Here is a 24018-nt window from a genome sequence, read left to right on the forward strand (position 1 = left end):
GAGCCGTCGCCGTCTGCGGCAATGGCGGTCCATTCTTGGCACCCGGCAGCGTGTGAGCACCCGGCGCCCCCGCGGCGTTGGGTGCGGTTGCAGCGTTTGTATTCGGCGCGGCGCCCGGCTGGGTCGGCAGCATTCCTGGCCGCGCAGCGGGGGCGGCCTGGCCGCCTTGCGGTCCGCCCGGCTGCACCAGATTGGCGCGCTGCAGCGCGGCTGGCGGCAGGGACGTCCCTGTCGAGATCGGCCCGCCGGGGACCGCCGGCCTCACGCCTGCCGCAGCGAGTTGCGCCGGCGTGGGATTGGGATTGTTGATGACGGTGTTGATGATCGTCGTGTTGTGGATGTTGTTGAACACGATGTTGTTCGGCGGCGGCACGACATAGGCCGGCGGCGCCACATAGGCCGGCATCGCCACGAAGAACGGGGTCGGCAACACGAAAAGGCCGATCGGTGGCGGCGGCGGCGCCAGCACCACGAAATCCGGCGGCGGCGGCGGCAGGAAGAACACCGGCGGCGGCGGAGGCGGTTCAAAGTCAAACACCGGATCGCTGTAATAGAGCACCGGACGGTCGACATAGACCACCTCATCCGGCGGCGGCGGCGGCACGTCGTAGTCGATCGCGGCGAACTGCGGCGGCGGCTCCAGCGCGGCCGAAAGATAGGCGAGACGCCGCCGTGCGTCGGCCGCGTGCGGCCCGCGCGGATAGCGATTGAGGTAGGACCAGTAGGCATCCGGCGTATCGGCGCTGTAGGTGCGCCGCCAGGTGATCGCCTCGCGCCGCGCCGCCACGATCGCGCGCACGCGCTTGGCGAGTGGATCGCTCGGATAGGCCTGCAGATAATCCTCATAGCCCTGCATCGTGTCGCGCTCCAGCGCGGCCGCATAGGCATCCTGCGCCGAGTAGTCGCGGATCGGCTTGGTGCGCAATCCGGCATCGATCTGGGCCGGCGGCGCGTCGGGCTTGCGATCGAAGAACACAAACTGCGCGTCGATCTTCTGGGCATCCCATGGAATCTGCGCGCCCTTGGTCATCTCGTTGACGCGCAGGCGCACCCGGTCGAACACATCGGGCAGGCTGAGGCCGCCGGTGCGGATCATTTCCGCTAGCGCCTGGGCATAGGGCCCGTAGGGCGGCGCGCCGTCGGGGGCGACGGTGCCGGGAGCGGAGTTGAAGGCGATCAGCATCTTCGGGTCTGGATCGACCAGCGCGAGGCCGCCGGCCAGCGGCTGGCCGTCCTTGGCGAAGGGATTGCTGCGCGCCGCATCGAGCACGATCACGCTCGCCTTGATCTGCAGTGACGACAGTTGATGGGTGTAGTCGGACAGGCGGATCGCCTCGACCGGAATGTCGGTGTCGCGGGCGATCTTGGCATCGACAGGAACGAAGTAGTTCTCGCCGGTCAACTGCACGCCGTAGCCGGCGAGATAGACGAAGGCGACGGCGTTGGGACCTGCGTCCTGCACCTTCTGGATGAAATCGCGGAAGGATTTACGCAGCGTCTCGCCGTCGAGGTCGCGTGCGCCGATCACGTCGAAGCCGGCCGCCTGCAAGGTCTGCGCGATCAGCCCGGCATCATTGGCGGCAGTCTGCAGCGGAGCCGCCTGATAGGCGCCATTTCCGACGACGAGCGCGAGACGCTTTTCCTGCTCCTGTGCCTGCGCGGGCAGCGAAGCCAACGACACGAGACCGACAATCAATGCCCACATAATTCGCGCCATCGGGGTCGTCCTTTTTTTCTTTCAAGACATTGGCGGGCCAGATGGAAATACAACCTCCGTGAACCCGTGCTGAACAGGATCGCAGCAATTGTGGCAATCCTTGGTCTGGACTGATTTTCGCTGCAGAAACCGGCTTCCGCTCGATCGGCCGTTCGGCAATATTCGGCAATCAAAACAGGCACACGGGAGCAAAAGATGCCGATCGCCGGACAGGGCATGCTGCTGACATCGATGGATGTCGACGGCTTACACGAAGCTGAATTCAACCGCTGGTACGACCGCGAACACATCGAAGAGCGAGTCGCGATCGACGGATTCGTCGAAGCGCGCCGCTACGTCGCCCATGACGGCAAGCCGAAATATCTCGGCCTCTATTCGACCGCGACCTTCGACGTGCTCGACAGTCCGGCCTATCGCACGGCCCTCGCCAACCAGACCGAATGGTCGAAGGCCAACATCGCACGCTTCAAGAACATGATCCGCGGCGTCGCGCGTATCACGATCAGCCGCGGCGTCGGCCGCGGTGCTGCGCTCGGCCTCATCCGCCTGCGCCCGCCCGCCGACGGCGCCGACAGGCTTCGCTCCTCGTTGCGGGAGCTGCTCGATCCATCCACACTGGACGGGATCATCTCGATGCATCTCCTCGAGAACGATCCGGTCTTGTCGAGGCCTCTCACGCCGGACGCCGCGAAGGCCGATCCCGGTGCAGGCGACTGGTTCGTGCTGATCGATGCCACCGACGTGACTGCGGTGCCTTCCGCCGCCGCGCGCATCACCGAGAACGCCGCGTTCAAGCCGCTCGTCGTTACTAGCGGCGTCTATCGGCTGCTGTGGGATCTCGCAAAGAGCGACGTTTCGCGCAACTAGGCGTGCGATGCGGCGGAGCGCCCCATGCTGCACCGCCGCATAACGACATTGAGATTAACGCTAGACGCACATCAGACGCGCGAAAGCTGATGATCGCGCAAATTTGGCTTTGCCTTCTCTGGAACGGCTCTAATAAGATAAGCCTATGATCCAATTCAAAAACCAGAACAACGTCGCGTGAGCGTTCGTCGTCAACAATAAGGCCGCGCAAGCTCTGGCATTTTTCGCGCGGGTCAAAGGTAGGAATGAAACCGACTGATATCTCGGCGCCGGATTACTTTCATAAAGTAGTCGATTGCCAATGGGCCTGCCCCGCACACACACCCGTTCCTGAGTACATCCGGTTGATTGCTGAGGGGCGCTACAGCGACGCCTACATGATCAATTGGAAGTCGAACGTGTTCCCCGGGATCCTGGGACGCACCTGCGACCGTCCATGCGAACCGGCCTGCCGCCGCGGGCGCGTCGAGGAGACCCCGGTCGCGATCTGCCGCCTGAAACGCGTCGCCGCCGACTTCAAGGACGACATCAAGCATCGCCTGCCGAAACCCGGTCCGAAGAACGGCCGCCGCGTCGCGCTGGTCGGCGGCGGACCGGCGTCGCTTGCGGTTGCGCGTGATCTCGCGCCGCTCGGCTACCACTGCACCGTGTTCGACGGCGATCCGAAGGCCGGCGGCATGATGCGCAGCCAGATTCCGAAGTTCCGGCTGCCCGACAGCGTGATCGACGAGGAGACCGACTACATTCTCAACCTCGGCGTCGAGTTCAAGGGCGGCCAGCGCGTCGATAGCCTGAAGCAGCTCCTGTCCGAGAACTATGACGCGATCTTCGTCGGCTCCGGCGCCCCGCGCGGCCGCGAGCTCGACATTCCCGGCCGCAAGGAAGCCGCTGCCAATATCCATATCGGCATCGAGTGGCTGGCCAACGTGTCGTTCGGCCACGTCGACAAGATCGGCCGCCGCGTCATCGTGCTCGGCGGCGGCAACACCGCGATGGACTGCTGCCGCACCGCGCGCCGTCTCGGCGGCGAGAGCGTCAAGGTGATCGTCCGTTCCGGCTTCGAGGAAATGAAGGCCTCGCCCTGGGAGAAGGAAGACGCCCTGCATGAGGATATCCCGATCCTCAACTTCATGGTGCCGGTGGCATTCAAGCATGTGGCCGGCAAACTGATTGGCGTCACCTTCCAGAAGGTGAAGGCGGAATATGACGCCAAGGGCCGCCGCAACCTGGTGCCGTCGGGCGAGCCCGACGAGACCGTGCCCTGCGACGATGTGCTGGTTGCGGTCGGCCAGGAGAATGCGTTCCCCTGGATCGAAGCCGATTGCGGCATCGAATTCGACAAGTGGCACATGCCGAAAGTCGACCCCAAGACGTTCGTCTCGACCAACCCAAAAGTGTTCTTCGGCGGCGACGCGGCGTTCGGACCGAAGAACATCATCTGGGCGGTGGCGCACGGCCACGACGCCGCGCTCTCGATCCACCGGATGATATCCGGCGAGGACATCAACGAGCGCCCGCTGCCCGAGGTGCAGGTCTCTTCGCAGAAGATGGGCATCCACGAGTGGAGCTACGACAACGACATCTCCGCAGACAAGCGCTTCAAGGTGCCGCATCGCGACAAGGTGATCGCGCTGAAGGACATCCGCGCCGAAGTCGAGCTCGGCTATGACGTCAAGCTCGCGCTCGGCGAGGCGCAGCGCTGCCTGAACTGCGACGTGCAGACGGTGTTCTCGGCGCCGCTGTGCATCGAATGCGACGCCTGCGTCGACATCTGCCCGATGGACTGCATCAACTTCACCGACAACGGTGAAGAGGATGATTTGCGGCAGCGGCTGAAAGCGCCCTCCCCGCATCACGACCAGGCGCTCTATGTGTCGGGCGACCTCAAGACCGGCCGCGTCATGGTGAAAGACGAAGACGTCTGCCTGCATTGCGGGCTGTGCGCCGAGCGCTGCCCGACCGGCGCCTGGGATATGCAGAAGTACCTCATCGATATGGTTCACGCAGGTTCAACATGTCAGTCCAAAGCCCGATCAGCAGCGTAAACGACTTCGTCGTCCGCTTCGCCAACGTCAACGGTTCGGGCTCGGCAAGCGCCAACGAACTGTTCGCGCGCGCCATCCTGCGCCACGGCGTTCCGGTGAGCCCGCGCAACATCTTCCCCTCCAACATCCAGGGCCTGCCGACCTGGTACGAGGTGCGGGTCACCGAAGCCGGCCATCTCGGCGCCCGCGGCGGCGTCGACATGATGGTGGCGATGAACCCGCAGACGTGGGACAAGGACGTCGCCTCGATCGAGCCGGGCGGCTATCTGTTCTATGACTCGACCAAGCCGATGCCGACCTCGAAATTCCGCGAGGATATCACTGTCATCGGCGTGCCGCTGACCGCGATCACCAACTCGACCTATACCGATCCGCGGCAGCGCCAGCTGTTCAAGAACATCATCTATCTCGGCGCGCTCTGCGCCCTGCTCGACCTCGATCCCAAGCTGGTCGAGCAACTGATCGGCGAGCAGTACAAGGGCAAGGAGAAGCTCCTGTCCTCCAACGTCCATGCGCTGCATCTCGGCCGCGACTGGGCGCTGCAGAACCTGAAGTGCCCGCTCGGGCTCAGGGTGAAGAAGGCCGACAAGGTCGGCGACCGCATCTTCCTCGAGGGCAACAGCGCGGCCGCGCTCGGCGCCGTCTATGGCGGCGCCACCGTGTGCGCCTGGTATCCGATCACGCCGTCATCGTCGGTGGCGGAGGCCTTCACCAGCCACTGCAAGAAGTATCGCCACGATCCTGAAACGGGTAAGGCGAAATACGCCATCGTGCAGGGCGAGGACGAGCTCGCCTCGATCGGCATCGTGATCGGCGCCTCCTGGAACGGCGCGCGGGCCTTCACGGCGACGTCAGGCCCGGGCATCTCGCTGATGACCGAATTCATCGGCCTGTCCTATTTCGCAGAGATTCCGGCCGTCATCATGAACATCCAGCGCGCCGGCCCCTCGACGGGCATGCCGACCCGCACCCAGCAATGCGACGTGATCGCCTGCGCCTACGCTTCGCACGGCGACACCAAGCACGTGCTGCTGTTCCCGGAAGATCCGGCGGAGGCCTTCGAGTTCGCCGCGGCTGCGTTCGATCTCGCCGAACGGCTGCAGACCACGATCTTCCTGATGCTCGATCTCGACATCGGCATGAACCACCGGCTCTGCCGTCCGCTGAAGTGGGACGATGCCCGCCAGTACGACCGCGGCAAGGTGATGACTGCGGAAATGCTCGACGAGGGCCGCGACTTCGGCCGCTATCTCGACGTCGACGGCGACGGCATTCCATACCGTACCTATCCGGGCACGCATCCGACCAAGGGCTCCTACTTCACCCGTGGCACATCGCGTGACCGTTACGCGCGCTATTCGGAGGAAGGCGCCGTTTACGCCGACAACATGCAGCGCCTGGTGCGCAAGTTCGAGACCGCTCAGGACATGGTGCCGCGGCCGCTGCAGGCCAACGCGGCGAAGCCGACCAAGTATGGCGTGATCTATTTCGGTTCGACCTCGCCCGCGATGGACGAGGCGATCGGCCTCCTGGAGGCACGCGGCCACCATCTCGACCGTCTGCGCATCCGCGCCTTCCCGTTCCACTCCAGTGTCGCGAGCTTCATCGCCGACCACGACTTCGTCTACGTGGTCGAGCAGAACCGCGACGCCCAGCTCCGTCAGTTGATCGTCAACGAGAACGGCATCGATCCGGTCCGGCTGGTGCCGATCCTGCACTATGACGGCACGCCGATCACCGCACGCTTCATCGCCAACGCGATCGGCGACCACCAGGATCATCTCAAGGTGACCCCTCTCCGCAAGGCCGTGTCATGACCTACATTGCAAAGCCCAAGTTCCATCATCCCGGCCTCAAGAAGAACGATCTCGGCTATACTCACCGCGACTACGAGGGGAAGATCTCGACGCTGTGCGCCGGCTGCGGCCACGACTCGATCACCGCGTCGATCATCGAGGCCTGCTACGAGCTCTCGATCGAGCCGCACCGGGTGGCGAAGATCTCCGGCATCGGGTGCTCGTCGAAGACGCCGGACTACTTCCTCGGCAATTCGCACGGCTTCAACTCGGTGCACGGCCGCATGCCGTCGGTGCTGACCGGCGCCAACCTCGCCAACCGCGACTTGATCTATCTTGGCGTCTCCGGCGACGGCGATTCCGCCTCGATAGGCTTCGGCCAGTTCGCGCATTCGATCCGGCGCGGCGTCAACATGACCTATATCGTCGAGAACAACGGCGTGTACGGCCTGACGAAGGGCCAGTTTTCGGCGACCGCCGACCGCGGCTCGAAGTCGAAAAAGGGCGTCACCAACACCGACAATGCGATTGATCTCGTCGCGATCGCGCTGCAGTTGGGCGCGACCTTCGTGGCGCGCAGCTTCTCCGGCGACAAGACCCAGCTGGTGCCGCTGATCGCCGCCGCAATCCGGCACAAGGGCGCGTCCTTCATCGACGTGATCAGCCCATGCATCGCCTTCAACAACCACGCGGGCTCAACCAAGAGCTTCGACTATGTCCGCGAGCACAACGACGCGGTGAACCGGCTCGACGTGCTGGTCGGCCGCGATCCGATCAGCGTCGACTATGCGCCGGGCACCGTGCAGGTGGTCGAGCAGCATGACGGCTCGCGGCTGGCGTTGCGCAAGCTCGACGCCGACTACGATCCGCATGATCGCCTCGGCGCCCAGACCTTCCTGCAGAAGCACGCGGCCAAGGGCCAGATCGTCACCGGACTGCTCTATGTCGATCCGGACGCCGAGGATCTGCACACCCATCTCGACACCGTCGAGACGCCGCTCAACACGATGGATGAGAAGGCGCTGTGCCCCGGCTCAGCCGTGCTGGACAAGATCAACGCCAGCCTGCGCTGAGCTTAGCATGATCGCGGTCTTTTCCGGTCGGCACGCGCTGATGGGAATGGCCGCCATCGCGGCAACGCTGGTGTCACCCGTCGTAGCGCAAGATCGCATGACCTTGGGCCCTCGCCAGTTCGAGGTCGACAAGAGCGGTGCGGGAGCCGTGCTCTGCGCTTGGTCGCTTTATCTGTCCATTCAGGCGAAAACCGCGGCCTGTGCGCTGCCGCGACGACCGACCGACGAAGCCATCGATCAGGCAATCGTCGCGATCGACCAATTCATTCTTGAGAACTCATCGCTTCACCCGACCAAAGAAGCGCTGGAAGCGTTCAAACGAAACGCAGCCACATTCAGCCTTCGCGCACTCAATTCTCAGCCACAACTCTGCCAAGGATCGGACCTGGACCACTTTCGCAGTATCGATCCGGAGAAAATCCGAGCGGGCGTAAAGGCGCTCCTGGCCGTTCCGCGCGAACCCGTCATGAACCCGTGCTTGTGATGCCCCGGGGGCGACAGTCGTCGCGCCCCCGGCTGCACCGCGCTAGCGCTTTACTTGTCACTCAGCACGTCGCCGAACAGCGCCCAGGACTTGCCGTCGAACCGCGCCATCTGGATCTGGCGGATCGGCGTCACGTTGTCGGGCTCGGTCTGGATCTTGATGCCCGGCAGCAGCATCGGCATGTCCAGCGCCTTCAGATTGGTCGCCTGCTTGATGATGTTCTCGCGGCTGTAGTCGCCGTTGCAGTTTTTCAGCACGGCGGTCATGACCTGCGCGACCGTGTAGCCCTGCACGTTGAAGAGATCGCCCGGGCTCGCATTCGGCTGGTACTTCTTCATCCAGGCCGAAAACTCCTTCTGCCCGGGATCGTCGGCCCAGCGCGGATCGGTCGGATCCTTCAGATAGAGGCCGGTGACGACGCCCACGACATTCTCGAGGCCGGCCGGTTCGAGCACCGCGGAGACCGAGTTCGACACCGACGGCAGGATGGTCAGCGGCTTCCAGCCCATGCTGGCAGCCTTGCGCAGCGCCTGCGCGGCGAACTTCGGGGTCGCCTCGGCGAAGAACACGTCGGCGCCGGACTCGCGCATCGACACCATCTGAGAATCGATCGTCGGGTCAGTCGTCAGATAGGTCGTCTCCGCGACGATCTGATCGACATGCTCGCCGAGCCCTTCCTTGAAGCCCTTCAGATAGTCCTTGCCGGCATCTTCGTTCGGCGTGATGACGGCGATCTTCGCGTCCGGCTTGGTCTTCAGGATGTATTTTGCGTAGAGCCTGCCTTCGAGCTCGTAGGTCGGATTGAAGCCGACCGTCCAGGGGAAGTGCTTCGGATCATTCCAGCGCGTCGCGCCCGACGAGACGAAGAGCTGGGGCACGTGCTTGATGTTCAGATATTTCTGCACGGCGATGTTGGGCGCGGTGCCCACCGCACTGAAGATCGCCAGCACTTCATCCTGCTCGACCAGCTTGCGCGTCTGTTCCACCGTCTTCGAGGGCGAATAGGCGTCGTCGAGGCTCTCGAACTCGATCTTGCGGCCGTTGATGCCGCCCTGATCGTTGAGCATCTGGAAGTACGCCGTCTCGGCATGCGCGATCGTGCCATAGGCGGATGCCGGGCCGCTGTAAGGGGCAGTGTTGCCGATCTTGATGGATGTTTCGGCTGCGAAAGACGGTGAAACCAGCGAGGCTGTGAACGCGGCAATGGCGAGGGAGCCCGCCAGGCGTGAGCGAGATGACAAGAGCAAATCCTTTTCTTGGTTTTCTAAAGCGCGATGGGATCAGGTTGAATCGTCATCGCGCTTTAGCTTCTTGTTTAAGCATGATCTTTCGGAAAACCGCTTCACACTTTTCCGGATCATGCTTTAGACGCGGCGCACATTATCAATCGCGTCCGCGCAGGCAATCGCCAAGAAATCCCCGCATGCGGGCATGCGCCCGGAGCGGCGCGCGTCATGTATGCTCAATGTTTCCGTGATGTTCGCGATGTGGACCTTCGATGGTCACGAAGGTTCGTCGAGCGAGAAAACCATTCCGTCCGACGGTCAGCGCAGCGACGCTGTCCGCGCGCTATGCCGCAACCGCGGCCGCGCGCGGGCTGATGACATATTCCTTCAGCACCTTGTCGGTGCCGTCGACTTCGGTCAGCGCCACATCGTAGCTCCAGAGGTCGGCGAGGTGCTGCAGCACGCGCCGCGCATCGGTCTCGTTGAGTTGCGCGCCCTTCACCGTGGTGTGGCGCAGCAGCAGGCGCCGATCGCCGGCAAGGTCGACATCGACAACCTCGATATTGGCGTCGACAAAGCCGACGTCATATTGCCGCGCCAGCTCGCGACGGACCCGACGATAGCCGCGCTCGTCGTGGATCGCGTCGACCTTGATCCCGGCGCTCTCGGCCGGATCGTCGTGCAGATGGAACATGCGGAAGCGACGAATCAGCGCCGGGCTGAGGAACTGGCTGATGAAGCTTTCGTCGCGATAATTGCTCCAGATATCACGCAGCACGCCCTCGACGTCGCGCTTGCCGGCGATATCCGGGAACCATTCACGGTCCTCGTCCTCCGGACTGCTCACGATGCGCTCGATGTCCTGCATCATCGCAAAACCGAGCGCGTAAGGGTTGAAGCCGGAGTAGCGGCGATCGTCGAATTCGGGCTGGAACACCACGTTGGTGTGCGACTGCAGGAATTCGAGAAAATTGCCGTCGGTGATCCGGCCCTGCTGGTGCAAGCGGTTCATGATGCGGTAGTGGACGTAGGTCGCTGTGCCCTCGTTCATCACCTTGGTCTGGCTCTGCGGATAGAAGTACTGCGCGATGTGGCGCACGATGCGGATCAGCTCGCGCTGCCACGGCTGCAGCCGGGGCGCCGACTTCTCCAGGAAGTAGAGGATATTCTCCTGCGGCAGCCCGAGCAGCGCGCGGCGACGCTCGACCGAGAGCGTCGTCCTGCTCTTGGTCTTGGTGTTCGGCACCGTCCGCCACAGATCGTTGAAGATGGCTTCCTCGTGCTGGCGGCGCTCGCCGGCGCGCTTCTCCTCGGCGCGGAGGTCGAGCGCCTTCTTGCCGGGATAGCGGTCGACCCCGTGCGACATCAGCGCATGCGCGGCATCGAGCGTCCGCTCCACAATCTCGCTTCCGTGACGGTCCTCGCACGCCGAGATGTAGCCCTTGGCGAATTCGAGATAGTCGAGGATGCCGTCGGCGTCGGTCCACTGCTTGAACAGGTAGTTGTTCTTGAAGAAGTGATTGTGCCCGAACGCCGCGTGCGCGATCACGAGCGTCTGCATCGTCGCGGTGTTCTCCTCCATGAGGTAGGAGATGCACGGCGACGAGTTGATGACGATCTCATAGGCGAGACCCATCAGGCCCTTGCGATACGACGCCTCCTGGAACGCGAACTGCTTGCCGAACGACCAGTGCTTGTAGAACAGCGGCATGCCGACCGACGAATAGGCGTCGAGCATCTGCTCGGCGGTGATGACCTCGATCTGGTTCGGGTAGACGTCGAGCCCAAGCTCCTTGCGTGCGATCTCCTCGCAGGCGTCGTGGACCCGCTGCAATGTATGGAAATCCCAGTCGGCGCCCTCGAACAACCGTTCGCCGGAAGAACCCATTACGCAACCCTTTCCTGCTTGCTGCGGCGCTTGAACAGGTCCTGGAACACCGGGAAGATTTCTCCACGCTCGCTCACCTTGCGCATCGACAAGGGCGCGCCGTCGTTGCGTAGACGCTCATAGAGCGTCCAGAGCGAGGAGTCCGGCATGTCGAAGGTGTAGTTGGCGGCCTCGCCGACCTCGAGATAGGCGAAGAACTGGCAGACCGGCAGGATCCTGTCGGTGAGAAGCTGTCCCGTCAGCGCGCTGTCCGAGGTCATGTTGTCGCCATCGGAAGCCTGCGCGGCGTAAATGTTCCAGTCGGCCGGGCGGAACCGGGCGCGGACGATTTCGTTCATCGCGACCAGCGCGCTCGACACCAGGGTACCGCCGGACGCCGGTCCGTGGAAGAAGGTTTCCTCGTCCACCTCCTCGGCGCGGTCGGTGTGACGGATGAACACGATCTCGACATGGCGATAGCGCCGCTTCAGGAAGACGTAGAGCAGCATGTAGAACCGCTTTGCCAGGTCCTTCATGTGCTCGGACATCGAGCCCGAGACGTCCATCAGGCAGAACATCACGGCCTGCGCCACCGGCTTCGGCACCGTCTCGAACCGGCGGTAGCGGATATCGATCGGATCGATGAACGGGATCCGCTTGGCCTTGGCCTTCAGAGCGTCGATCAGCGCCTGCAGCTCGCGCCGGCGCGTTGGGTCATCGCAGTTCGCGAGCTCCTCCTCGAGGGCTTCGATCTCGTCCTTGCGCGGCCGGCGCAGCGCCTTACGGCGCGCCAGCGCACGGCTCACCGTGCGGCTGATCGAGATGTTGGCCGGCGAGCCCGAGGTGGCATAGCCGGCGCGCTGGATGCCCTCGCTCTCGGTTTCCGCGAGCTTGCGCTTGGCAAGGTCGGGCAGCTCGAGGTCATCGAGGAACAGGTCGACGAATTCGTCGCGGCTGAGCACGAAGCGAAAGGCGTCCTCGCTGTCGCCCTCGCCGGCGCCTGAACCCTTGCCGCCGCTCTGGTTCGGGCGCGGCAGCCAGTCGCCCTCGACAAACTTCTTGTTGCCCGGCAGCACCATGTCGCGCGTGCCACCTTCGCGCCGGAACCGCGGCTCATCCATGCCGTCCAGCGGGATCGTCACCTCGCCGCCTTCCAGGACGTCCTTGATGTCCCGGTCCTGCGACGACTTCTTCACGGCTCCCTGGACCAGCGCCTTGGCGCGCCGCAGGAAGCGTTGGCGGTTCTCCAGGCTCTTGCTACCCGGATTCAACCGCCGATCGACGATGTGCATGACCACGTTGCATCTGCCTCCGGTCATGATGCGATCAGGAACGATCGCATCACTATCTCACTTCTCTAACCGACTGGAAACCGGCTTCCGCTTGTCCGGATCATGCTAACCGGCCTGCTTCACCCTCATGTACCACTCGACAAGCCGGCGAACCTGACGCTCGGTGTAACCGCGCTCCACCATCCGCGCGACGAACTCGCCGTGCTTCTTCTCGGTCTCGCCGTCCTTCTTGGAACCGAACGAGATGACCGGAAGGAGATCCTCGACCTGCGAGAAGATCCGCTTCTCGATCACGTCGCGGACCTTTTCGTAAGAGGTCCAGCTCGGGTTCTTGCCGCCATTGTGCGCCCGCGAGCGCAGCGAGAACTTGACCACCTCGTTGCGGAAGTCCTTCGGGTTGGCAATGCCGGCCGGCTTCTCGATCTTGGTCAGCTCCTGGTTCAGCAGCTCCCGGTTCATCAGCTGACCGGTGTCGGGATCCTTGAAGTCCTGATCCTCGATCCAGGCGTCGGCGTAGTCGACGTAACGGTCGAACAGGTTCTGGCCGTAGTCGGCGTAGGATTCCAGATAGGCCTTCTGGATCTCGTTGCCGATGAATTCGGCATAACGCGGCGCGAGGTCGGCCTTGATGAATTCGAGATAGCGCTTCTCGACCTCATCGGGCAGCTGCTCGCGCCGGATCGCCTGCTCCAGCACATACATCAGATGCACCGCGTCGGCACCGACCTCGGTCGTGTCATGGTTGAAGGTCGAGGCCAGCACCTTGAAGGCAAAGCGGGTCGAGACGCCGTCCATGCCTTCGTCGACGCCGGCGGCATCCTTGTATTCCTGGACGCTGCGGGCCTTCGGATCCGACTCCTTCAGGCTCTCGCCGTCATAGACCCGCATCTTGGCGAACAGCGTCGAGTTCTCGTGCTTGCGCAGCCGCGACATCACCGAGAACCGCGCCATCGTCTCCAGCGTCGCCGGCGCGCACGGCGCGGCGGCAAGCTCGGAGCTCTGGATCAGCTTCTCGTAGATCTTCTGCTCTTCGGCGACCCGCAGGACATACGGGACCTTGATGACGCAGATGCGGTCGATGAAGGCCTCGTTGTTCTTGTTGGTCTTGAAGCTCTGCCACTCCGCTTCGTTGGAGTGCGCCAGGATGATGCCGGTAAACGGGATTGCGCCGATATTCTCGGTGCCGATGTAGTTGCCCTCCTGCGTCGCCGTCAGCAGGGGGTGCAGCATCTTGATCGGCGCCTTGAACATTTCGACGAACTCGAGCACGCCCTGGTTGGCGCGGTTGAGGCCGCCGGAATAGCTGTAGGCGTCCGGATCGTTCTGCGCGTAGGTCTCGAGCTTGCGGATGTCGACCTTGCCGACCAGCGAGGAGATGTCCTGGTTGTTCTCGTCACCTGGCTCGGTCTTCGCAACCGCGATCTGGCGCAGCCGAGAGGGCTGGATGCGCGCAACGCGGAATTGCGAGATGTCGCCGCCGAAGGCTTCGAGCCGCTTGTAGGCCCATGGCGACATCAGGCCGCTCAGGCGGCGGCGCGGGATACCGTACTTCTCCTCGATCATCGGCCCGAGCTGCTCCGGATCGAACAGTCCTAGCGGAGACTCGAACACCGGCGAAAGCTCGTCGCCTGCCTTCAGCACGTAGATGGGATGAATTTCGATCAGCGACTTGATGCGTTCGGCAAGCGACGACTTGCCGCCGCCGACCGGTCCCAGCAGGTACAGGATCTGCTTGCGCTCTTCGAGGCCTTGCGCCGCGTGGCGGAAGAAGCCGACGATGCGCTCGATCGTATCCTCCATGCCGTGGAAGCCGGTGAAGGCAGGATAGGAGCGTATCGTACGGTTCAAAAAGATACGGCCAAGGCGTGGGTCCTTGGCCGTGTCGATCATCTGGGGCTCACCGATTGCCGCCAATAACCGCTCGGCCGCATTTGCATATCGCATCGGATCGCTTCGACACGACTCCAGATACTCGGCCATCGACATGTCGGTTTGGCTTCGTGCTTCAAACGACCTGGCAAAGGCGTTGAACAAAGAATCGTTGTACATGATCCCTCTCTCCACGATATGTATCGCCGCACGGCTGACACGAGTCGTAACCAGAGCGTCCAAGGATCGAATCAGCGTCGGCACGCTGGGTCCATTGGACACTCGACCGACTTGGTTCGGCAATGCACGGCGCGTGCAGCCCCTGCCTTATCAACAGGCAGGAAGCTTAATGGTTCATCAATATCCCCCTGTTTTTGGCCGTTGTCGCACTCTCGCAACATCCGTGGTTTAACGGGCCCGGCCTCCAAAGGTGGACATCTAAACGGGGCAACTTCCCCGCCTGTCGATGAACGTTGGGCTCCCTGAAAAGGTGTGACTGTGGAGCCGTGGCGTCAAGATGCGCGCCTCACGTGGCGCAGAAACAAAGCTCTGGACACCCTTGAACGTGCCTCCTTGTCGCCGCGACTAAGGCAACGAGCCCGCGCAGTTCCGCGCGGCACCATCGCCGCGCATCAATGGTGATGGCACAGAGGCGGGACATATTCCCGAGACCGGTCATGCAGCGGACGTTCTTTGTGGGTGCTCTCGCAGCTGCGGCATGCGCAAGTGCGACGCTAGCCGTTTCGGCGCAGGACGGCGTCGACAAGGCGAAGGCAGCGGCCTTCGACAACAGGATGTTCGCAGGCCCGCCGGGCGCGAAAGCCTATGCCTGCTTTGTGCGGCGATACGATGCAGATCATCTGGCGCAACATCCGCGGCAGAAGGTCAGCGCGATGAAGCTGCTGGTCACGGCGGAAGACGCGCCGGAAGACAAGACCGTCAATTACTCGTTTCGCCTCGGCATCAGGTACCGCCATCGCACCGGCAATTTCGACTCCAGCGGCTACTGCAATCACGCGATCGCGACCGACGCTGGTAACGAAGTGCGCTTCGGCTGCAGCGTCGACTGCGAAGGCGGCGGCATCAACGTGGCGCTGTCGAAGGACGACAAATCCGCCATCATCCGCCTCGAAAAAATCACGGTCTGGAATCGCAACAAGCCCGACGACGAGGCCGGCGACGCGCTGGTAGCCGGTGCGGACGACAAGATCTTCCGCGTCGATCGCGCGGACGCCAGCGAATGCGCCGAACTTGTGACCGACCGCAAGGAACTCGCAGCGCTCCGCCACAAGTGATAGGCTTCGCTCGGTCAACAACATCAGCGGGAGGGACGCCATGCGGAGAGACGCCATGCATCGACGCGGCATCTTGTGGGGCGCAGTCTCGGCGATCGGCGCGGTGTTCGCAGCGTCGCGGGCGAGCGCCGCCACCGAGGCACCGGCCAAGAAGCTGAAGGTGGTCTATCACCTCGACGACCTCGACAAGGTCAGCTTCGTGATGGGCAACATCCAGAACCATCTCGATGGTGTCGGCGGTCCCGACAATGTGACGATCGCACTGGTGGTCCACGGCCAGGCATTGAAGGCGTTTCACGCGGCAGCGGCCAATTCTGACCTGTCGCGGCATGTCGGCCAATTCGCGAAAGACGGAATCGAGCTCGCCGCCTGCGGCAACACCATGAAATCGCAGAACATCGGCCTGAGCGACCTGCTTCCCGGCTTCGTCCGCGCCGACAAAGGCGGCGTCGTCCGTCTCGCCGAGCTGCAGGCGCAGGGCTACCTGTATCTGCGGCCTTGAGCCGACAGGCCGCCCGCGACGCGTCATAAAAATGTGCTGAGATCGGGCTCTCTTCGGGTCGGCTTCCGGAGGGATCGAACTGATGTGAATGGCGTTATCCCTTGGGAATGCTGATATTCCGCCCGGGCCCGGCCCCCATGTTGACAATCCGCCCTCGCCCCAGAAAGCTGCCTGGGAACCCAAAAATCGCCCCTCGATCGAACAGAACAGGCCCCCATGAATCCCGTCAAAGCACTCGAAAATCACGGCCAGGCGGTCTGGCTGGACTTCCTTGCCCGCGGCTTCGTCGCCAAGGGCGACCTGAAGCGCCTGATCGAGACCGACGGCCTCAAAGGCGTGACGTCCAACCCCTCGATTTTCGAGAAGGCGATCGGCAGTTCGGACGAATATGACGGTGCGATCGGCCAGGCCCTCACGAAGGGCGACCGCTCGGTCGCTGACCTGTTCGAGAATCTGGCCGTGGAAGACATCCAGCATGCCGCCGACGTGCTGCGCCCGGTCTACGACCACACCCATGGCGGCGACGGCTTCGTCAGCCTCGAAGTGTCGCCCTATCTCGCCATGGACACCAAGGGCACCATAGCGGAGGCCGAGCGGCTTTGGAAGGACGTGCACCGCAAGAACCTGATGGTCAAGGTGCCGGCGACGCCGGAAGGCCTGCCGGCGATCGAGCATCTGACCGGTGAAGGCATCAGCATCAACATCACCCTGCTGTTCTCGCAGAAGGTCTACCGCCAGGTGGCGGAGGCCTATCTGAAAGGTATCGAGAAGTACGTTGCCAAGGGCGGCGATCCATCCCATATCGCGAGCGTCGCAAGCTTCTTCGTCAGCCGCATCGATACCGCGGTCGACAAGCAGCTCGACGAGAAGATCGCCCGGGCCAACGACCCGTCGGAGAAGGAGCGGCTCGCCGCGCTAAAGGGCAAGGTCGCGATCGCCAACGCCAAGCTCGCTTACCAGGACTACAAGCGCCTGTTCGCCGGCGCCCGCTGGGACAAGCTCAAGGCCAAGGGTACCAAGCCGCAGCGGCTGCTCTGGGCCTCGACCGGCACCAAGAACAAGGATTACAGCGACGTCCTCTATGTCGAGGAGCTGATCGGCCCCGACACCATCAACACCATGCCACCGGCAACGCTTGAGGCCTTCCGGGACCACGGCAAGCTGCGCGACAGCCTGGAGGAGAATATCGACGACGCCCGGCGCGTGCTGGAGGAGCTGGAGAAGTCAGGCATCTCGCTCGACGCGATCACCGAGGAACTGGTGAAGGACGGCGTCAAGCTGTTCGCCGACGCGGCCGACAAGCTCTACGGCGCGGTCGCCTTCAAGCGCGTAACGTCGCTCGGCGGCGGCATCGACCACCAGAAGCTCGCGCTCGGCGCCACCATCGCGAAGGCAGTCGAGAAGAGCACCGAGGAATGGCGCGCCGCTGGCAAGATCCGCAGGCTCTGGCAGAAGGACAAGTCGGTCTGGACCGGCGACGACGAGAACAAATGGCTGGGCTGGCTGACCAGCGCAGCCGCGGCCGATGTCGCCGACTACGAGGACTTTGCCAGGCGCGTGAAGGGACAGAATTTCACCGACGCCGTCGTGCTCGGCATGGGCGGGTCGAGCCTTGGGCCGGAGGTGCTGGCCGAGACCTTCCCGCACAAATCTGGCTTCCCGAGGCTGCACGTGCTCGACTCCACCGACCCGGCGCAGGTGCGCGCGATGGAGGAGTATGTCGACATCGCGAAGACGCTGTTCATCGTCTCCAGCAAATCCGGCGGCACCACCGAGCCGAACGTGATGAAGGACTATTTCTTCGACCGCGTCGCCAAGGCGATCGGCAAGGACAAGGCCGGACACCGCTTCATCGCCGTGACCGATCCCGGCTCGTCGCTGCAGAAGGTCGCCATCAAGCAGGGCTTTGCCCGCATCTTCTACGGTGACCCCGCAATCGGCGGCCGCTATTCCGTGCTGTCGCCGTTCGGCCTGGTGCCGGCCGCCGCAGCCGGCATCGATATCCGCGGCCTGATCAACCATGCGCTGGCGATGGTGCACTCCTGTGGCGCCGACGTGCCGCCGCACGAAAACCCCGGCGTGCAGCTCGGCCTCGCGATGGGCATCGCCGGACTGGAAGGCCGTGACAAGGTGACGATCTTCGCCTCGCCCAAGGTTGCCGATTTCGGCGCCTGGGCCGAACAGCTGATCGCGGAATCGACCGGCAAGGACGGCAAGGGCCTGATCCCGATCGAGGGCGAGACGATCGGCGATCCTGCAGTCTACGGCAACGACCGCTTCTTCATCGACCTGCGCACCGAGGGCGAGGACGATGCCGCGCATGGGGCAAAGCTCGCCGCACTTGAAGCTGCAGGGCATCCCGTCGCGCGGATCGTGATGAAATCGATCGACCATATCGGCCAGGAGTTCTTCCGCTTCGAGATCGCCACCGCCGTGGCGGGCTCGATCCTCGGCATCAACCCATTCAACCAGCCCGATGTCGAGGCGGCCAAGATCAAGACGCGCGAACTCACGGCCGCGTTCGAGAAGACCGGCGCGCTGCCAAAGGAACAGCCGGTGGTGTCGCTGGACAACCTCGAGCTCTACACCGACGCGCAGAATGCCGATGACTTGCGCAGGGGCGGCGCCAATGGCGACCTCAACTCGTGGATCAGGGCGCATCTCGCCCGCACCGGCAGCGGCGACTATGTCGCCCTGCTCGCCTATATCGAACGCGACGGCGATACCATCGACGCGCTGCAGGCGATGCGGCTCAAGGTGCGCGATGCGCAACGCCTTGCGACCTGCGCCGAGTTCGGTCCGCGCTTCCTGCATTCGACCGGACAGGCCTACAAGGGCGGCCCCGACAGCGGCGTGTTCCTGCAGGTCACGGCCGAGGACGCCCAGGATTTGCCGGTGCCCGGCCAGAAGGCGAGCTTCGGCGTGATCAAGGCGGCGCAGGCACGCGGCGATTTCGACGTGCTCACCGAGCGCGGCCGGCGTGCCCTGCGCGTGCACCTGAAGGGCGATCTCTCCTCCGGGCTTGCGGCACTCGATGCCGCGATCTCGGCCGCGCTCAACTGACGGAGGCCAGCGATGCAACTCGGCATGATCGGCCTGGGGCGGATGGGCGGCAACATCGTCCGCCGCCTGATGAACCACGGCCACACCACGGTGGTCTACGACAAGGATCCCAAGGCGGTGGCCTCGCTCGCCGCCGACAACGCCGCGGGTTCCTCGTCGCTCGAGGACTTCGTCCTCAAACTGCAGGCACCGCGAACCGCCTGGGTGATGCTGCCGGCCGGCAAGATCACCGAGGCCACCATCGAGGCGCTGTCGAAGCTGATGCAGCCGGGCGACGTCATCATCGACGGCGGCAACACGTTCTGGCAGGACGACGTCCGCCGCGGCAAGGCGCTAAGGGAGCACGGGCTGCATTACGTCGATGTCGGCACCAGCGGCGGCATCTGGGGCATCGAGCGCGGCTACTGCATGATGATCGGCGGCGACAAGGCCGTGGTCGACCGGCTCGACCCGATCTTCAAGGCGCTGGCGCCCGGCATCGGCGACATCCCGCGCACGCCCGGCCGCGAGGGTCGCGATCCTCGCATCGAGCAGGGCTATATCCATGCCGGCCCCGTCGGCGCCGGGCATTTCGTCAAGATGATCCACAACGGCATCGAATACGGCCTGATGCAGGCCTATGCCGAGGGCTTCGACATCCTCAAGAACGCCAAGATCGACGCACTGCCGCCGGATCATCGCTTCGATCTCGACATCGCCGACATCGCCGAGGTGTGGCGGCGCGGCAGCGTGATCCCGTCCTGGCTGCTCGACCTCACCGCGACCGCACTCGCGGAGAACCATACGCTCGACAATTATTCCGGGTTTGTCGAGGATTCCGGCGAGGGACGCTGGACCGTCAATGCCGCGATCGACGAAGCCGTGCCGGCCGAGGCGCTGACCGCGGCACTCTACGCACGCTTCCGCTCGCGCAAGGACCACACCTTCGCGGAGAAGATCCTCTCGGCGATGCGCGCAGGCTTTGGCGGCCACAAGGAACCGCCCAAGAAGGGATAGCTGAATGACTGAAGGCCACGTGCAGAAGAAACCCGATCCTTGCTCCTTCATCATTTTCGGCGCCACCGGCGACCTGACACACCGGCTGGTGATACCGGCCCTGTATAATCTCGCAGCCTCCAACCTGCTGCCGGACAAGTTCTGCGTCGTCGGCATCGCCCGCAAGGGCATGTCGAGCGATCAGATGACCGACAGCCTGATGCAGGGGCTGCGCAAATTCGCCACCCGTCCTGTCGACGAGGCGATTGCCAAGCGCCTGTTCGAATGCGTCACCTCGATCGAGGCCGACCCGAAGGACCCTGCGTCCTTCGATGCCATGAACGAACGGCTCGACAAGCTCGAGAAGGCACGCGGCACCGGCGGCAATCGGCTGTTCTATCTGGCAACCCCGCCCAACGCGTTCCTGCCGATCAGCGAGCAGCTCGGACGCACCGGCATGCTGGAGGAAAACGGCGCCTGGCGACGATTGGTGATCGAGAAGCCGTTCGGCACCGACCTGGCGTCGGCAAAGGCTTTAAACGCGGCGCTGTTGAAGCTGGTCGACGAGCACCAGATCTACCGGATCGATCACTACCTCGGCAAGGAGACGGTCCAGAACATCCTGGTGCTGCGCTTTGCCAACGGCATGTTCGAGCCGATCTGGAACCGGAACCATATCGACCACGTCCAGATCACGGTGGACGAGAAGATCGGTGTCGGCCATCGCGGCAGCTTCTACGACGCCACCGGCGCGTTGCGTGACATGGTGCCGAACCACCTGTTTCAGCTTCTGTCGCTGGTGACGATGGAGCCGCCTGCGCGCTTCGATGCGCATGCGGTGCGCTCGGAAAAGGCCGAGGTGCTCAGCGCGATCCAGACCCAGAGCGAGCAGGACGCGCTGTACAATTCAGTGCGCGGCCAATACCGCGGCGGCAGGGTCGGCGACACCGAGATCGAGGATTATCTCAAGACGCCCGACGTCAGGCCCGACAGCACAACCGAGACCTATGCCGCGCTGAAGCTGACGATCGACAACTGGCGGTGGGCCGGCGTGCCGTTCTATCTGCGCACCGGCAAGGCGCTCGGCGTCAAGCGCACCGAAATCGCGGTCAAGTTCAAGCAGGCGCCGTTCGCGATGTTCCGCGACACGCCGGTCGACCGCCTGTCGCAGAACTATCTGGTGATCTCGACCGAGCCGACCGAGGGCATCGAGCTGCAGTTCAACACCAAGGTGCCCGGCCCTGTCATCAATATCGACGGCGTCGAGATGAAGTTCCGCTACAAGGACTACTTCAAGGCCGAGCCGTCGACCGGCTACGAGACGCTGATCTACGACTGCATGATCGGCGACAACATCCTGTTCCAGCGCGCCGACAGCGTCGAGGCCGGCTGGCAGGCAGTGCAGCCCTTCCTCGATGCCTGGAAGAAGGCCGGCGGCCGCGGCCTGCAGCCCTACAAGGCCGGCTGCGAAGGGCCGGAAGCCGCCAACGCGCTGCTGACGCGCGACGGCCGCAGCTGGCGGAAGCTCGGCTGACCATGGCCGCGAGCGGCGAGCGCAGGGTCATCCCCGTCGCCGATCCGGCGGCGATGGCAAAGGCGGCGGCCGAGCGGGTGATAGCAAGGCTCGCGGAAAACGGCGGCCGGATCGCGGTCTGCCTCACCGGCGGCTCCAGCCCGAAGGCGCTCTATCAGCTGCTGGCGACGCCGGAGTATCGCGGCAGGATCCCCTGGGACCGTGTGCACTGGTTCATTGGCGATGAACGCCTGGTGCCGCGGAAGGACCCGCTGCACAACATGAGCATGGCGCGGCAGGCCTTCCTCGACCGCTGCGCGCCGGCCGCCAACGTCCATCCGATCCCGACCGATACCGCCGATCTGATGGACCCCGACAAGAGCGCCGCACTCTACGAGAACGAGCTGATGGCCTTCTATGGCGCCGAGCAGCTCGATCCGGCGCGGCCGCTGTTCGACCTCGTGCTGATGGGTGTTGGCCCCGACGGCCACACCGCGTCGCTGTTTCCCGGCTACCCGGCGGTCGAGGAAACCGCGCGCTGGGTGGTCGGCGTGCCGAAGGCCAATGTCGAGCCGTTCGTGCCGCGCGTCTCGCTGACCCTGCCGGCACTCGCCTCCTGCCGCGAGATGCTGTTCGAGATCGCTGGTCCCGGCAAGCGCGCGATCTTGACGCGCTTGCTCGCGGGCGAGAACCTTCCGGCGAATCGCGCGCGATCGCAGCACGAGACCATCTGGCTCGTCGATCAGGCCGCGCTGCCGGAGGATTTTCGTGGGTGACAAGGACAGCCCCTGTGCACTGGTCGTAATGGGCGTCTCCGGTTCGGGCAAGAGCACCATCGCCGACCACCTCGCAATCAGGATCGGCTGGCGCTACGAGGACGGCGATACCTTCCACCCGCCAAGCAATGTCGCGAAGATGAGCGCGGGCCAGCCGCTGACCGACGAGGACCGCTGGCCCTGGCTGCGGGCGATCGCCGACGAGATCGACCGGACCTGCAAGGTGAGCCAGCGCGCCGTGATCGCCTGCTCGGCGCTGAAGCGCACCTATCGCGACATCCTGGTGCATGGACGCGACGACGTCCGCATCGTCTTCCTCGAGGGCACGCGGGACCTGATCGCCGCGCGCCTGGCCGCGCGCAAGGGCCACTTCATGCCGACGGGTCTCCTTGCGAGCCAGTTCAAGACGCTGGAGCCGCCGACCGCGGACGAACGCCCGATCGTCGTCGCGATCGACCGCACGGTCGACACCATCGTCGAAGACATTGTCAGCCAACTCAACCTGGACCGCCCATGACCCGCATCGACCTTGTCGTGTCCGACGTCGACGGCACGCTGCTCACCAAGGACAAGATTCTGACCGATGGCGCCAAGGCGGCCGTGCGCAGGCTGCACGAGGCCGGCATCGGCTTCACCATCGTCTCCAGCCGGCCGACCATCGGAATGGATTTCCTGGTCGCGCCGCTCGCCATCAAGCTGCCGATCGGCGCCTTCAACGGCTCTTCGATCGTCGACGCCGCGCTCAAGCCGGTCGAGCAGCACCTGATCCCGGCCGCCACAGCCAAGCGCAGCATCGATCTGCTGCGCGAGCGCGGCATCGACATCTGGCTGTTCACCAACGATCGCTGGCTGACGCCCAATCCCGACGGCGAATACGTCGCGCATGAGCAGCGCACGATCAAGCATGATCCGACCATCGTGACGGATTTTGCGCCCTATCTCGACCGCGCCTGCAAGATCGTCGGCGCGAGCTCGAACGCCGCGCAGCTGCAGCGCTGCGAGGCCGAGATGCAGCAGTTGGTCGGCGACCAGGCAACCGCGATCCGCTCGCAAACCTACTATCTCGACATCACCCCGCCCGGCCACGACAAGGGCACCTTCGTCGAGACCATCGCCAAACGTGTCGGCGTACCGCTCGCCAATGTCGCGACGATCGGCGACATGCAGAACGATCTCGCGATGTTCGCAAAGAGCGGCGTCTCCTTCGCGATGGGCAATGCCAGCGATGACGTCAAGGCGCGCGCCACGAACGTGACCGAGACCAACGAGCAGGACGGCTTCGCGCGCGCAATGGACGTCGTGCTGCGCACCGGCCGCCAGATCTTTCGGTTCTGATTGAATCAAAACCGAAAATCTAGGATCTTAGTTTGACGCGTTTTCTTCACGCGAACCGGGTTCCACTTCGCTTGAAAACGCTCCCGCCTATTGCGACCGTTGCATCGCGGGCTTCTCGGCGGCGGCCTTGGCGTCACTGAGGTTGTGCGCGGTGTTGATCAGCGCGATATGGGTCAGCGCCTGTGGGAAATTACCGGCCTGCCGGCCGGCGCCGCTGTCGTACTCCTCCGCCAGCAGGCCGAGATCGTTGGCGACCGCCACCACCCGGTCGAACACCGCCTGGGCCTTGTCGAGCTCACCTGCCAGCACATAGGCATCGGCGA

19 protein-coding genes are annotated in these 24018 nt (G+C 63.9%); 13 read left to right on the top strand and 6 right to left on the bottom strand.

Annotation, left to right across the window (positions count from 1 at the left end):
- On the bottom strand, nt 1–1717 hold a 1717-nt coding region (locus AS156_RS07125; protein ID WP_245312583.1), incomplete at its 3' end, for a caspase family protein.
- 195 nt (nt 1718–1912) lie between these two features.
- On the opposite strand from AS156_RS07125, the gene AS156_RS07130 reads away from it, so the two are divergent.
- The 5 genes from AS156_RS07130 to AS156_RS07150 all read left to right on the top strand — a co-directional run bounded on the left by AS156_RS07130 (nt 1913) and on the right by AS156_RS07150 (nt 7982).
- Nucleotides 1913–2584: a DUF4286 family protein gene (locus AS156_RS07130; protein ID WP_066501894.1), complete on the top strand. Its 672-nt coding sequence runs from the start codon at nt 1913–1915 to the stop codon at nt 2582–2584.
- 245 nt (nt 2585–2829) lie between these two features.
- Complete coding sequence (locus tag AS156_RS07135; protein ID WP_066501898.1) at nt 2830–4629, top strand: FAD-dependent oxidoreductase; 1800 nt, start codon at nt 2830–2832, stop codon at nt 4627–4629.
- Entirely contained in the window at nt 4599–6446 is a 1848-nt protein-coding gene (locus tag AS156_RS07140) for a 2-oxoacid:acceptor oxidoreductase subunit alpha (RefSeq protein WP_066501900.1), read from the top strand. Before AS156_RS07135 ends, AS156_RS07140 begins: the two co-directional genes overlap by 31 nt.
- The gene (locus AS156_RS07145; protein ID WP_066501902.1) at nt 6443–7498 is read left to right on the top strand and encodes a 2-oxoacid:ferredoxin oxidoreductase subunit beta; all 1056 of its coding nucleotides are present in this window, start codon (nt 6443–6445) and stop codon (nt 7496–7498) included. The genes AS156_RS07140 and AS156_RS07145 overlap by 4 nt, the downstream gene beginning before the upstream one ends.
- Nucleotides 7499–7505: 7 nt before the next feature.
- A complete protein-coding gene (locus AS156_RS07150) occupies nt 7506–7982 on the top strand; it encodes a hypothetical protein (protein ID WP_066501904.1) in 477 nt (158 codons plus the stop codon).
- A gap of 50 nt (nt 7983–8032) precedes the next feature.
- Here the strand turns inward: AS156_RS07150 and AS156_RS07155 are convergent, their stop codons facing one another.
- The 4 genes from AS156_RS07155 to AS156_RS07170 all read right to left on the bottom strand — a co-directional run bounded on the left by AS156_RS07155 (nt 8033) and on the right by AS156_RS07170 (nt 14416).
- Entirely contained in the window at nt 8033–9223 is a 1191-nt protein-coding gene (locus AS156_RS07155; RefSeq protein ID WP_066501905.1) for an ABC transporter substrate-binding protein, read from the bottom strand.
- Between the two features lie 328 nt (nt 9224–9551).
- Complete coding sequence (locus AS156_RS07160) at nt 9552–11096, bottom strand: SpoVR family protein (protein WP_066501909.1); 1545 nt, start codon at nt 11094–11096, stop codon at nt 9552–9554.
- Complete coding sequence (locus AS156_RS07165; protein ID WP_066502211.1) at nt 11096–12367, bottom strand: YeaH/YhbH family protein; 1272 nt, start codon at nt 12365–12367, stop codon at nt 11096–11098. The genes AS156_RS07160 and AS156_RS07165 overlap by 1 nt, the downstream gene beginning before the upstream one ends.
- A gap of 105 nt (nt 12368–12472) precedes the next feature.
- Nucleotides 12473–14416, bottom strand: a complete 1944-nt coding sequence (locus tag AS156_RS07170; protein WP_066501911.1) for a PrkA family serine protein kinase — start codon at nt 14414–14416, stop codon at nt 12473–12475.
- A 497-nt stretch (nt 14417–14913) separates the two neighbouring features.
- Between AS156_RS07170 and AS156_RS07175 the strand changes: the two genes are divergently transcribed.
- The 8 genes from AS156_RS07175 (at nt 14914) to AS156_RS07210 (ending at nt 23695) form a co-directional block, all read left to right on the top strand.
- Nucleotides 14914–15531, top strand: a complete 618-nt coding sequence (locus AS156_RS07175; RefSeq protein ID WP_066501914.1) for a hypothetical protein — start codon at nt 14914–14916, stop codon at nt 15529–15531.
- Between the two features lie 55 nt (nt 15532–15586).
- The gene (locus AS156_RS07180; RefSeq protein WP_066501915.1) at nt 15587–16033 is read left to right on the top strand and encodes a DsrE family protein; all 447 of its coding nucleotides are present in this window, start codon (nt 15587–15589) and stop codon (nt 16031–16033) included.
- Between the two features lie 216 nt (nt 16034–16249).
- Entirely contained in the window at nt 16250–19096 is a 2847-nt protein-coding gene (locus tag AS156_RS07185) for a bifunctional transaldolase/phosoglucose isomerase (protein ID WP_066501918.1), read from the top strand.
- Nucleotides 19097–19108: 12 nt separating this feature from the next.
- Nucleotides 19109–20092: a phosphogluconate dehydrogenase (NAD(+)-dependent, decarboxylating) gene (gene gnd, locus AS156_RS07190; RefSeq protein ID WP_066501920.1), complete on the top strand. Its 984-nt coding sequence runs from the start codon at nt 19109–19111 to the stop codon at nt 20090–20092.
- A 4-nt stretch (nt 20093–20096) separates the two neighbouring features.
- A complete protein-coding gene (gene zwf, locus AS156_RS07195; RefSeq protein ID WP_066501922.1) occupies nt 20097–21605 on the top strand; it encodes a glucose-6-phosphate dehydrogenase in 1509 nt (502 codons plus the stop codon).
- Nucleotides 21606–21607: 2 nt separating this feature from the next.
- Nucleotides 21608–22360: a 6-phosphogluconolactonase gene (gene pgl, locus AS156_RS07200; protein ID WP_066501924.1), complete on the top strand. Its 753-nt coding sequence runs from the start codon at nt 21608–21610 to the stop codon at nt 22358–22360.
- A gap of 28 nt (nt 22361–22388) precedes the next feature.
- A complete protein-coding gene (locus AS156_RS07205; protein ID WP_066502213.1) occupies nt 22389–22877 on the top strand; it encodes a gluconokinase in 489 nt (162 codons plus the stop codon).
- The gene (locus AS156_RS07210; RefSeq protein WP_066501927.1) at nt 22874–23695 is read left to right on the top strand and encodes a Cof-type HAD-IIB family hydrolase; all 822 of its coding nucleotides are present in this window, start codon (nt 22874–22876) and stop codon (nt 23693–23695) included. Before AS156_RS07205 ends, AS156_RS07210 begins: the two co-directional genes overlap by 4 nt.
- A gap of 87 nt (nt 23696–23782) precedes the next feature.
- Here AS156_RS07210 and AS156_RS44045 read toward each other — a convergent pair.
- Nucleotides 23783–24018: glycoside hydrolase family 15 protein (locus tag AS156_RS44045; RefSeq protein WP_347336615.1), on the bottom strand; the 236-nt coding region annotated here is incomplete at its 5' end.

It is taken from the genome of Bradyrhizobium macuxiense, assembly GCF_001542415.1.
In the GTDB taxonomy this organism is placed as follows: domain Bacteria; phylum Pseudomonadota; class Alphaproteobacteria; order Rhizobiales; family Xanthobacteraceae; genus Bradyrhizobium; species Bradyrhizobium macuxiense.